The sequence below is a fragment of the Lysinibacillus sp. NPDC097214 genome, from assembly GCF_050277945.1.
Lineage (GTDB): Bacteria > Bacillota > Bacilli > Bacillales_A > Planococcaceae > Lysinibacillus > Lysinibacillus xylanilyticus_B.
This window is the reverse complement of record NZ_JBNNSS010000006.1, coordinates 277,397-290,083: the sequence shown is the minus strand read 5'-3', so window position 1 is coordinate 290,083 and position 12,687 is coordinate 277,397. Positions and strand designations below refer to the sequence as shown.

At 41.1% G+C, this 12,687-nt stretch carries 10 protein-coding genes; all 10 read left to right on the top strand.

All coding sequences use genetic code 11. The annotated features are described in order from the left end of the window. The first annotated feature begins 49 nt into the window (after window positions 1–49). The 10 genes from ACQKMI_RS15960 (at window position 50) to ACQKMI_RS15915 (ending at window position 12,626) form a co-directional block, all read left to right on the top strand. Window positions 50–1,015 carry an ABC transporter substrate-binding protein gene (locus ACQKMI_RS15960; RefSeq protein ID WP_427490475.1) on the top strand — a complete coding sequence of 322 codons (966 nt, stop codon included), beginning with the start codon at window positions 50–52 and terminating at the stop codon, window positions 1,013–1,015. Next, window positions 1,012–2,013, top strand: a complete 1,002-nt coding sequence (locus tag ACQKMI_RS15955) for a FecCD family ABC transporter permease (protein WP_427490473.1) — start codon at window positions 1,012–1,014, stop codon at window positions 2,011–2,013. Before ACQKMI_RS15960 ends, ACQKMI_RS15955 begins: the two co-directional genes overlap by 4 nt. Then, window positions 2,010–3,482 (top strand): adenosylcobinamide amidohydrolase, encoded by a 1,473-nt coding sequence (locus ACQKMI_RS15950; protein WP_427490471.1) that lies wholly within the window; start codon window positions 2,010–2,012, stop codon window positions 3,480–3,482. Before ACQKMI_RS15955 ends, ACQKMI_RS15950 begins: the two co-directional genes overlap by 4 nt. A gap of 366 nt (window positions 3,483–3,848) precedes the next feature. Then, window positions 3,849–4,412: a cob(I)yrinic acid a,c-diamide adenosyltransferase gene (locus tag ACQKMI_RS15945; protein ID WP_427490469.1), complete on the top strand. Its 564-nt coding sequence runs from the start codon at window positions 3,849–3,851 to the stop codon at window positions 4,410–4,412. 622 nt (window positions 4,413–5,034) lie between these two features. Continuing rightward, window positions 5,035–7,257: a heterodisulfide reductase-related iron-sulfur binding cluster gene (locus ACQKMI_RS15940; protein WP_427490467.1), complete on the top strand. Its 2,223-nt coding sequence runs from the start codon at window positions 5,035–5,037 to the stop codon at window positions 7,255–7,257. A gap of 198 nt (window positions 7,258–7,455) precedes the next feature. Further along, window positions 7,456–8,661 carry an acetyl-CoA C-acetyltransferase gene (locus ACQKMI_RS15935; protein WP_427490465.1) on the top strand — a complete coding sequence of 402 codons (1,206 nt, stop codon included), beginning with the start codon at window positions 7,456–7,458 and terminating at the stop codon, window positions 8,659–8,661. Further along, the gene (locus ACQKMI_RS15930) at window positions 8,661–9,512 is read left to right on the top strand and encodes a 3-hydroxybutyryl-CoA dehydrogenase (protein ID WP_323648921.1); all 852 of its coding nucleotides are present in this window, start codon (window positions 8,661–8,663) and stop codon (window positions 9,510–9,512) included. The genes ACQKMI_RS15935 and ACQKMI_RS15930 overlap by 1 nt, the downstream gene beginning before the upstream one ends. 69 nt (window positions 9,513–9,581) lie before the next feature. Next, window positions 9,582–10,718, top strand: a complete 1,137-nt coding sequence (locus ACQKMI_RS15925; RefSeq protein WP_427490463.1) for an acyl-CoA dehydrogenase — start codon at window positions 9,582–9,584, stop codon at window positions 10,716–10,718. Window positions 10,719–10,853: 135 nt separating this feature from the next. Continuing rightward, the gene (locus ACQKMI_RS15920) at window positions 10,854–11,990 is read left to right on the top strand and encodes an acyl-CoA dehydrogenase (RefSeq protein ID WP_427490461.1); all 1,137 of its coding nucleotides are present in this window, start codon (window positions 10,854–10,856) and stop codon (window positions 11,988–11,990) included. A gap of 3 nt (window positions 11,991–11,993) precedes the next feature. Then, window positions 11,994–12,626, top strand: coding sequence for a TetR/AcrR family transcriptional regulator (locus tag ACQKMI_RS15915; RefSeq protein ID WP_427415377.1), 633 nt, complete (start codon window positions 11,994–11,996; stop codon window positions 12,624–12,626). Window positions 12,627–12,687: the final 61 nt, after the last annotated feature.

The window sequence follows — 12,687 nt, the reverse complement described above, 5'->3', positions numbered from 1 at the left end:
GAAAAACGAGTCGCTAACTTTATGCACAGATAGACTAAGGGGGATTCACATGAAGAAATTTTGGAAAATAGGATTATCAGCATTTTTAGCTGTTGGCTTGCTTGCAGCATGCAACACAAAAGAGGCGACAAATGACAAGTCGTCATCTGCTGAGCAGCAAGAGACATCAAAAGTAGATCAAGCAACATTCCCAATGACGATAACGGATGCTACTGGCAAAGATATTACGCTAGAAGCACCTCCTGAAAAAATAGTTTCTCTCATTCCAAGTAACACTGAAATTTTATTTAGTCTTGGCTTAAATGATGAAATAGTGGGTGTAACAGATAATGACGATTATCCACCAGAGGCTAGTAAAAAAGAAAAGGTTGGCGGTATGGATTATAATATTGAACAAATTATTGCTTTATCGCCAGATATCGTTCTTGCGCATGCATCGGGTATGAGTTATTCAAAAGGAGCAATTGAACAGCTTGAGTCTGCAGGTGTGAAAGTATTTGTTGTAGCGGATGCGAAAAACTTTAATGAAACTTACACAACGATTGAACAGCTTGGTCGTGTAACAGGAAAACTAGAAGAGGCTAAAAAAATAGTCGCAAACATGAAGGCAAAAGTTGAAGAAGTCGAAACAAAACTTGAGGATGTTAAGCCAAAGAAAGTCTTTGTAGAATCTTCTGATGAACCACAGATTTATACAGCTGGTAAAGGTACATTTATGAATGAAATGCTAGAAATGATTCATGCTGAAAATGTGGCAGCAGATGTAAATGACTGGTATCAAATTGATGCTGAACAAATTATCACGAAAAATCCAGATGTCATTGTTGTGGCATATAATTATGTACCTGATATTTTAACGAAAATTCCACAACGTCCAGGCTTTGAGACAATTACTGCCGTGAAAAATAAAGCCATAGTACAAGTGGATGAAAATACGACAAGTCGTCAAGGTCCTCGTTTAGCAGATGGTCTTGAGGAATTAGCAAAGGCCGTCTACCCAGAGGCGTTTAAATGAGTAAAACAATTGTAGCCTATGTAACAGCGATTACGCTTTTAATCATTAGCATCTGGTGTGGTGTGGCGATAGGCTCAGTTCATATTCCATTAGAAGTATTGTGGAATAAGGCCGCTGATGAAACAGCTGCCAATATTTTATGGAAGATTCGTTTACCTCGAGTTCTGCTAGCAGGGCTTGTAGGGGCATCACTTGCTATTGCAGGGGCAGCTTTTCAAGGCTTATTAAAAAACCCTTTGGCTGATCCTTATACGTTAGGTGTTTCCTCTGGTGCATCAGTGGGCGCAGTAATGACGATTTTCTTTAGTGTCTCAATACCTGTAATCGGCAATTTCACATTGCCAACCTTTAGTATGATAGGAGCCATATTAACGATGGTAGCTGTTATGGGCTTTGCTAGAATAGTAGACCGTTCACTAAAAATGGAAACTCTTATTTTAACTGGGGTTATATTTAGTTCATTTTTAGGTTCTTTGATTTCATTAATGATTGCTTTATCGGGTGAGGAGTTACGCCAAGTGATTGGATGGCTGCTTGGCTCAGTATCGATGCGTGGTTGGCCTTACGTTCAGATGATCATCCCGTTTGTTATCATTGGCTCCATTATGCTTTGGACACAAAGACGCGAGTTAAATGTTCTGTTGTATGGAGAAGAACGTGCGAAGCATTTAGGTGTCAATGTTAAGCGTAGTAAATATATTATTTTAGTGGGTGGATCCATGTTGACAGGAGCAGCGGTAGCTGTTTCTGGAACGATTGGCTTTGTTGGTTTAGTTATTCCTCATATGACGAGAATGGTTTGGGGTTCAGATCATCGTCATTTATTGCCATTATCATTTTTAAATGGGGCAACTTTACTAATTATTTGTGATTTAATAGCAAGAACAATTATTATGCCAAGAGAGCTGCCGATTGGTGTCATTACTGCATTTATTGGGGCGCCCGTTTTTTCCTATATTTTTTATAAACAACGTAGAGGCAAGGGGGTACGGGCATGATTGTTGTTGAACATCTTTCCGGTGGCTATGAAGACGTACCGATCGTCCAGGATATAAGTTTTTCCGTTGAAAAAGGTAAAATACTAGGGATTTTAGGGCCGAATGGTAGTGGGAAATCTACACTGTTAAAAGTAATAAGTGGCATACTACCAGCAACAGCAGGCACTGTATTAGTAGATGGTGAAAATAGTAGCTCTTACAATGCTCGTGCATTAGCAAAGAAGATGGCAGTGCTGCCACAATTACATGCTAATGCTTTTTCAAACAGTGTAAGGGAAGCGGTATCGCTTGGACGTTATCCACATCAAACAGGCTTCTTTTCAAGCTGGACTGATCGTGATGAACAAGCAGTGCAACAGGCAATGCTGCAAACAGGTGTGAAACGCTATGAACAGACACCGATGGAATTTTTGTCGGGCGGTGAACAGCAAAGAGTTTTTGTCGCCCAAGCTCTTGCACAAACTGCGGAAATATTGCTGCTAGATGAGCCGACCAACCATCTAGATATTGCACATCAACGTCAAATTTTAGATATGGTGCGAAAGGAAGCAATAGAACGTGGTTTGACCGTTATTATGGTACTGCATGATATGAATTTAGCTTCTCTTTATTGTGATGAATTATTACTAATGGAGGAAGGACGGATGCGGGCATTTGGGGCGCCACATGAAGTATTAATCGCTTCGCAAATCGAAGACGTCTATCATGCCCGAGTGGCAACTTATGCACATCCAGAAATTCCAAAGCCTCAAATTACAATGATGCCAGCCTCCGTTGAACATCAGCAACGTGCTGTCATTAAAAAAGAAAATTTCATTGTTACAGATCATTACATTCAGCTTCAATCAGAGTTTCCTTTAAAAACGGTGTCCTCAGCTGTTCATAATCCGGGTATCGGGTGGTATGATTGTCTGTTAAATCGCTCTGTACGAATAGATTACGTGATTAATGATGTAAAGAGAGAGGTTGCTGATTTTTTACAAAAGGAGCACTTTTCATCTACAAGTACAGTCGTCATGTTAACAGCTGTCCCAACAAATCTTGTAGCTATTAATGAGTTTCAAGCTTCCTTTGGTAGCGTTCTTGTGGCTGTTACCGCTGGAGTTGGCAATGCCGTTGATGTGTCTCGTGCACATGAAAGACAAGATGAACCATATATTGGTACTATAAATACGTGGGTTATCGTGAATGGCTGTTTATCAGAGGAAGCGTTTTTCCAAGCAATGATGACAGCTACTGAGGCGAAAACAAAGGCATTGCAATCAGAAAATATTCGTGATGAGCTTAGTGGTACGATTGCGACAGGTACTGCTACAGATAGTTTATTGATTGCAGCGACACAAAAAGGGGAAGAAATGCTGTACGGCGGTCCCATTACTGATGTAGGTAAGATCATCGGTAAAGGTGTTTTTGAAACAACTGTGCAGGCGATAAAAAATTATCTTCATTCAGCAGATAGTTTTTTGTAGCGAAAGTGAAACGACAGCTACAAATGACTCTCACCTCTGAAGGTGGTGAGATGATTGCTAATGTGCTTCCTTTTAGTTGGTGTCCAAACACCTACTGAATGAAGCCTCCGGCGGATGTCACGGATTTTGAAAGGAATGAATATAAGGATGTTAGCCTAAAACCTTCGCATCCTGCGAAAACGGCTAACTGACCTGCATCCTGTTGCTGCCGCTACGTTAGCACTACGCTTTCGCACAAAAGACATCTGCAGGCCTAGGCACAATTCAAAATCCGGACGCATTGTTTATCTGTAGCAAAAGCAAAGCGTCAGCTACAATTACGCCAAGGCGAAAATTGATAAAATACAATTCTAGGAGATGAGAGAAATGAAGCTTTACACGAAAACAGGCGATACAGGGAAAACAAGTCTTATCGGTGGACGCGTTGACAAAGATAGCTTACGCGTAGAGACATATGGTGCTATCGATGAATTAAATTCTTTTATTGGTAAGGCTATTAGTGAACTAGATCGTGAGCTATTCAAGGATATTCTAATTGATTTAGAAACGATTCAACATGAGCTTTTTGATGCAGGTGGTGACCTCGCTAATGTCATGAAGGAGCGTCATTATAAGCTTACAGAGCAGCCAATTGAAGTGTTGGAAACGCGTATTGATGCATTGTCAGATGAAGCACCACCATTACAGCGCTTTATTCTACCAGGTGGTGCACCAGCAGCTGCAACTTTACACATTGCCCGCACAGTAGCACGTCGAGCAGAGCGCCAAATGGTAACGCTGATGAAGGAAATCGAAGATGTACCGACCATTGTACAAAAATATTTAAATCGTCTATCCGATTATTTATTTGCGGTTGCACGTGTTGTGAATTTCCGATTGAATGTTGCGGATATTGAATATATTCGAAGCGCCAATGTCTTTAAAAAATAACTTGCAATTTATTTATGGAATTACGCTCATTAGCAAAACGAGTGGTTGATTTCCGTTCCGACTGGGCGCTTTGTTGTTGCTGTCGCTACGCTTTCGCACAGATAAAACAATTGCTGCCGCTTCGCTTTCGCACAGAGCAAAGCTTCCTGGGGGCGTCCGATGAGCCGCTTCGCTTCGCTGCAGGGTCTCGGGCCAACACGAGGTTGGTCACGTAGGCGTTATCACAGGATGTGATGGTTTTAGCCTCCGTTCCTCTATTGCTAATCCCCGAGGAGTCGCCCAGTCTCCACTCCAATCAACCTATTTACAAATTTAGCGCACTTAAAAAAAGTCGATTTGTCATCAAAAACATGATGCAAATCGACTTTTTGAGTATCTAAATACAATCAAAAGACAAAATTGTAATATAAATGAATAAATCTCTTTAGTGGTTAAGAGGCCGCTTTTAAAATTCAGGGTGGCTTTTTTTCTTGTAAAATGTAAGAATATAAAATTATCAGAAATATTTCCGTTTTATGTTGACTGAATGCTCACTCATTTATTAGAATAGGAATATAATGATTGAACTAGCAAATTTACCACAAAGAGAGAAACTTACGACAAACTAAAGGGGGGACCAACCATGAGTCCATTAGTAATTGCAAACATTGTTCTAACAGTCGTGGTTGTGCTTTATGCAGTAGGGTTATTTTTCTATCTGTTAAAAACACGCTATAAGTTTGTGCAATTGGGGAAAAAGGTTGAGTTTGATGAAAGTGTTCAAGAACGAATTCGTTATCTTATGGTCAATGTACTTGGCCAAAATAAGTTATTAAAAGATCCGAAGAGTGGTTTAATTCACGTTATGTTCTTCTATGGATTTTTGATGGTGCAGCTAGGTGCCATTGATTTAATTTGGAAAGGGTTAGCACCTGGGTCACATTTGCCACTTGGCATTTTCTACAGTGTGTTTACATTCTTCCAAGAGCTTGTAGTATTAATGATTTTAGTGGCGGTTGTGTGGGCATTTTACCGTCGTTATGTAGAAAAGTTAGTACGTCTAAAACGAGGCTGGAAAAATGGACTTGTCTTAATATTCATAGGCGGGTTAATGGTATCCACATTGCTTGCAAATGGTATGGGCATAATTTGGCATGGTGAAGAACTAACTTATACAGAGCCAGTTGCTTCTGGCATTGCTGCTATTTTTAGCTTCTTACCAGCATCAGCGGCGGGGGTTGTTTTCTATGTAATGTGGTGGTCGCACTTATTGATTCTATTGACATTCTTAGTGTATGTACCACAATCGAAGCACTTCCACTTAATTGTAAGCCCAATCAATGTATACATGAACCGTTTAGATCGTACAGGTACTTTAACGCCGATCGATTTTGAAGCATTAGAAAATGCTGAAGATGAAGAGGATATTCCGGCAATTGGTGTTGGACGTATTCAAGACTTCACACAAAAACAAATGCTAGATTTATATTCCTGTGTAGAGTGCGGGCGCTGTACAAATATGTGTCCAGCGTCAGGTACAGGGAAAATGCTATCACCGATGGATTTAATCGTGAAGCTACGTGATCATTTAACATTTACAGGTGCTGTTGAGACAAAGCAAAAGCCTTGGGTACCTTATCAATTCTTTGCTAAAACAAAGGGGAATCAGTTAGCGATGGCAGCTGGTGCTGAGGGGGCAGTCATCGAAGATATCTACAGCCCTTCTTTAATCGGCGATGTCATTACAGAAGAAGAGATTTGGGCATGTACAACTTGCCGTAACTGTGAGGATCAATGTCCTGTTATGAACGAGCATGTCGATAAAATTATTGATTTACGTCGTTACTTAACAATGACTGAAGGAAAAGTAAACCCTGATGCACAACGCGCGATGACAAATATCGAACGTCAAGGCAATCCTTGGGGCTTAAACCGTAAAGAAAAAGAAAATTGGCGTGACCTAGATCCAACAATTCATATTCCAACAGTGAAAGAGCTGAAAAAATCAGGCGAAGAAATGGAATATTTATTCTGGGTAGGTTCAATGGGAGCGTTTGATAACCGCTCACAAAAAATTGCCTTAGCATTCTGTCGTCTATTAAACGAGGCAGGCGTGAAGTTTGCGATTTTAGGAAATAAAGAGAAAAACTCAGGTGACACTCCACGTCGATTAGGAAATGAATTTTTATTCCAAGAGCTGGCAACAGCGAATATTGATGAATTTGAGAAAAACGACGTGAAGAAAATCGTTACGATTGACCCACATGCTTACAATATCTTTAAAAATGAATACCAAGACTTTGGCTGGAAGGGCGAGGTCTACCATCATACTGAACTATTGAATCAATTGATTGATGAAAATCGTCTAGCGTTAAATTACGAAGTTCATGAAACGATTGTGTTCCACGATTCTTGTTATTTAGGTCGTTATAACGATGTTTATGATGCACCACGTGAAATTTTACGAGGAATTCCAGGTATTAAGCTTGTTGAAATGGAGCGTAATCGTGAGGAAGCAATGTGCTGTGGTGCTGGTGGCGGCTTAATGTGGATGGAAGAGCATGTCGGCAACCGAATTAACGTAGCAAGAACAGAACAAGCTTTAGCAACTAATGCTTCAGTTATTTCTTCTGGATGTCCTTACTGCTTAACGATGCTTGAGGATGGTACAAAGGCAAAAGAGGTTGAGGATACAATCGGAACATTCGATGTTGCAGAACTATTGGAGCGTTCTGTATTTGGTGAAAAAGTGAAAGCTGTCGAGGAATCTGTTGAAGAAGCGGCGGATGTAATGGTTGAAGAAGTAGTAGCTTCAGTGGACAGTGTCGAACAAGACGAGAAAGCAGAGACTAACGCAGAAAAATGATGGTTATTGCAGAAATATTTTAGTTATCTGAAAAATATAAATTGCACAATAAATAATTGTTTTGTAGAATAAGATTAAATGGAAATGGGAGTTGAACTTAAAACTCCCATTTTTCATAGATAGAGGTCGAGCGAGCGTTCAGTCAACGTTGATGCTCTTATACTTCTTCTAGAACGTAAAACAAAAGGGGTGTTTTACTTGAATAGAGCAGTAATTTTAGCAGGAGCAAGAACTGCATTTGGAAAGTTTGGAGGTTCACTATCAGCATTAAGCGCGAGTGATTTAGGCGCAATCGCCATAAAAGGGGCACTTGAGAAAGCGAATATTTCGCCTGATGAAGTGGATGAAGTAATTTTAGGCTCCGTTTTACAAGGGGGACAGGGCCAAATTCCTTCAAGGCAGGCTGCGATCAAAGCAAGTTTACCAATAGCGGTGAAAACAGAAACGATTAACAAGGTTTGTGCGTCAGGGATGCGTGCTGTAACACTAGCGGATCAGCTAATTCGATTAGGGGACGAAGAAGTAATGATCGCTGGTGGTATGGAATCCATGTCGAATGCACCGTATTATCTAAAGAATGGTCGAACAGGCTTACGCATGGGCGACTCAACAATGGTAGATGGCATGCTATATGATGGCTTAACATGTGCCTTCGATAAGGCAAGGCCGCATATGGGAAGCTACGGTAATGTAACGGCTAAAGAATATTCGTTAAGCCGTGAGGAGCAGGATGCTTGGTCTGTTCGCAGTCATGAACGTGCACTTGCAGCAATTGAGAAAGGTTACTTTGCTGAAGAAATCGTTCCTGTGGAAATTCCACAACGTAAGGGAGAGCCGCTTCAAGTCGATACGGACGAGGCACCAAGAGCTGGTACGTCAATAGAGGTACTTGCAAAACTCAAGCCAGCCTTTGACAAGGATGGAACGATTACAGCAGGTAATGCACCTGGCGTTAACGATGGTGCATGTGCCTTAGTAGTAATGAGTGAGGAACGTGCAGCGCGTGAAGGCAGAGAGCCGCTTGCGGTGATTATCGGTCATGAAGAACTTGCGATTGAGCCTGAGAATTTCCCGCAAACACCAGGGCTTGTCATTAACAAATTACTTAAAAAGACAGGGAAATCATTAGCTGACATTGATTTGATCGAAATCAATGAAGCATTTGCAGCAGTAGCTCTTGTCAGCAAGCAGCTGGCGGATTTAGATGCTGAAAAGGTCAATGTTAACGGTGGTGCAGTTGCATTAGGTCATCCAATCGGAGCATCTGGAGCACGCATTATTTTAACACTTGCTCATGAATTAAAACGTCGTGGCGGTGGTATCGGAATTGCTGCTATCTGCTCAGGTGGAGGGCAAGGCGATGCCATTATGATTGAAGTACCGAAAACAGGGGGACACGAATGATGGGAATTCAAAAAGTAATGGTTATTGGTGCTGGACAAATGGGCTCAGGCATTGCACAAGTTTGTGCACAAGCTGGCTATGAGGTCAAACTGAATGACATGAAGCAAGAATTTTTCGAACGCGGTTTAGGCGTCATTACGAAAAATCTGACACGTGATGTCGAAAAGGGGCGTAAAACTGAGGATGAGAAGGCAGCCATTTTAGGTCGTATTAATATGTCACTAGATATACAAGATGCTAGTGACGTAGATATTGTCATTGAGGCAGCTGTGGAGAATTTGGAAGTGAAGCAATCCATCTTTAAGCAAATTGATCAGATTGCACCGGCACATGCCATTTTAGCTACGAATACATCATCTTTACCAATTACAGAAATTGCAGCTGTAACAAATCGTCCAGAGCAAGTGATTGGTATGCACTTTATGAATCCTGTACCTGTTATGAAGCTTGTAGAAATTATTAGAGGGTTAGCTACTAGTGATGAAGTCTACAAAGCAGTTGAAGACATGACGGTAAAACTATCGAAAACACCAGTGGAAGTAAATGACTTCCCAGGCTTTATTTCGAATCGTATTTTATTACCAATGATTAATGAAGCGATCTACGCATTGTATGAGGGTGTAGCATCGAAAGAAGCCATTGACGATGTGATGAAGCTCGGCATGAATCATCCTATGGGTCCGTTAACATTGGCAGACTTTATTGGTCTTGATACATGTCTATCCATCATGGAGATTTTACATGAGGGCTTAGGTGATAGTAAATATAGACCTTGTCCATTGCTTCGTAAATATGTGGCAGCAGGATGGCTAGGTAAAAAATCTGGAAGAGGCTTTTACGTTTATGAATAATCCTATGGGGATGGGACGATTCAAATGAAGTGCAATGCTACGGGACAACGTACAGGGGTGACATTATAGATGCATTTACAATTTACAGATGAACAAATAATGATGCGAGATATGGTTCGTAATTTCGCTCAGGATAAAATTGAACCGTGGGTAGAACGTATGGAAGCAGGAGAGTTTCCACGTGAGCTCCTTGCGCAAATGGGCGAATTAGGTTTAATGGGGATCACGACGCCTGAGGAATTAGGCGGCTCAGCGATGGATTTTACATCGTACATAATTGCAATCAATGAACTATCAAAGGTTAGCGCAGTAATGGGTGTTATTTTATCCGTGCATACTTCGGTTGGAACAAACCCTATCATTTATTTCGGCAACGATGAACAGAAGAAACGCTATGTTCCAAAGCTTGCTGCTGGTGAATATTTAGGGGCATTTTGTTTAACAGAGCCTAGCGCTGGTTCTGATGCTGGCTCTTTACAATCCAAAGCGGTGCGAGATGGAGATGAATATGTCATCAACGGCTCCAAGGTGTTTATTACAAACGGTGGAGAAGCTGATGTTTATATTGTCTTTGCCTCAACGAATCCTGCTGAAAAAACACGTGGTATTTCAGCATTTATTGTTGAAAAAGGAACACCGGGCTTAATCATAGGTAAAGATGAACATAAAATGGGCCTACACGGTTCACGTACAGTTCAATTAACATTCGACAACTGTCGTATTCCAGCCACAAACCTTCTTGGGGAGGAAGGGGAAGGCTTTAAAATTGCAATGGCTAACTTAGATGTTGGACGTATTGGAATCGCAGCTCAAGCTCTAGGCATTGCTGAAGCAGCACTAGAGGCAGCTACTGCGTATGCAAAAGAACGTGTTCAATTTGGAAAGCCTATTGCAGCGCAACAAGGAGTTGGCTTCAAGCTTGCTGATATGGCAACGGCTGTAGAATCAGCAAAACTACTAGTCTATCGAGCAGCAGATTTACGCTCAAAAGGATTGCCGTGCGGAGCTGAGGCCTCGATGGCGAAACTTTTTGCCTCTCGTACAGCCGTGCAAACAGCGATTGACGCTATACAAATTTTTGGTGGCTATGGCTATACAAAAGACTATCCTGTAGAGCGTTATTTCCGAGATGCAAAGGTGACAGAAATATACGAAGGTACAAGTGAAATTCAAAAGCTAGTCATTAGTAAACATTTACTTAAATAAAGTCGGATGTTATGTTGCGAAGTTGATTTTTCAAGGATGATTGACGATTGCTTAGGGAAGACCGTTAATCCCGCGAAACATCATCACATATAGAAATCAACAAAACTGAGTCTAACGAAAAAGGGGAAATGGACAATGAACTTTCAATTAACAGAAGAGCATGAGCAATTACGTGAAATGATTCGTGATTTTGCACTTAATGAAGTAGCACCAACAGCAGCTGAACGTGACGAGAACGAAGAGTTTGACCGCGCAATTTTCGATAAAATGGCGGAGCTAGGCTTAACAGGTATTCCATGGCCGGAAGAATACGGCGGTGCAGGCTTTGATTATCTAGCATATGTCATTGCTGTAGAGGAATTATCTCGTGTATGTGCTTCAACAGGGGTAACTTTATCAGCACATACGTCACTTGCTGGTTGGCCGATCTTTAAATTTGGTAATGAAGAACAAAAACAAAAATACCTTCGTCCAATGGCAGAAGGTAAACATATCGGTGCATATGGTTTAACGGAGCCAGGATCAGGTTCGGATGCTGGTGGCATGAAAACATATGCAAAACGTGATGGCGACGATTATATTTTAAACGGTTCGAAGATTTTCATTACGAACGGTGGAGTGGCAGATACATATGTTGTATTTGCAGTAACAGATCCAGAAGCTAAAAATGGCACAACTGCTTTTATCGTTGAAGCTGGCTTTGAAGGTTTCTCGGTAGGGAAGAAGGAGAAAAAACTAGGAATTCGTTCATCTCCTACAACTGAAATTATTTTTGATAACTGTCGCGTTCCGAAAGAAAACATGCTTGGAGCTGAGGGAGAAGGCTTCAAAATTGCGATGACAACGCTTGATGGAGGACGTAATGGTATTGCCGCACAAGCTGTAGGGATTGCACAAGGAGCATTAGATGCAGCGGTGGAATACGGTAAAGAACGTGTGCAATTTGGTAAGCCGATTACTGCCAACCAAGGTGTATCTTTTAAACTAGCAGATATGGCAACTCAAATTGAAGCATCTCGACTGCTTACATACCAAGCGGCTTGGTTGGAATCAAATGGTCTACCGTATGGTAAGGCGTCTGCAATGGCAAAATTAATGGCTGGCGATACGGCGATGAATGTAACGACTGAGGCGGTTCAAGTCTTTGGTGGATATGGTTATACGAAAGATTATCCAGTTGAGCGCTTCATGCGTGATGCGAAAATCACACAAATTTACGAAGGTACACAGGAGATTCAACGACTTGTTATCTCTCGTATGTTGACAAAATAACGTATGACAGAAAGAGATCAAAGACCCCAAGTACAGTCAACAGTAAAAGATGAAAATCTCATCGCCATTCGTCGAGAACAGATGATAGAGGGAGCCATTAAATTATTTAGAGAAAAAGGGTTTCACCGTGCCACAACGAGAGAAATCGCAAAAGCGGCAGGCTTTAGTATCGGAACATTATATGAATATATTCGTACGAAGGAAGATGTCCTTTACCTTGTGTGTGATAGTATTTATCACCATGCGATGGGGCGACTTTCAAGTTTTGAGATTAAGGCAGGAACGATTGAAGAGCTAAAGGAAATGATTCGAGAGTACTTCTTGCAAATTGATAGTTTGGTTGATGAGCTGACAATCATGTATCAGGAAACTAAATCGCTGTCGAAAGAAGCACAACGCTATGTATTTAGTAAAGAGTTTGAAATGGTTGCTACTTTTGAGCGATTACTAAAACGCTGTGTGCAGTCAGGTGAAATAACAATGACAGATAAACAAATTCACTTGGCAGCAAATAACTTAGTCGTTTCTGGGCAAAGCTGGGCATTCCGTAAATGGGCGCTCCATCGTCAGCACTCTATTGACGAATTTATTGAAATACAAATTACTTTGTTCATTTCAGGCATAAAGGGGTTCTAATAAGTTCTGTAAAGGGGTTGTCGGTAATTGCATAAAGCGACATTGCAATTACCGATTTTTT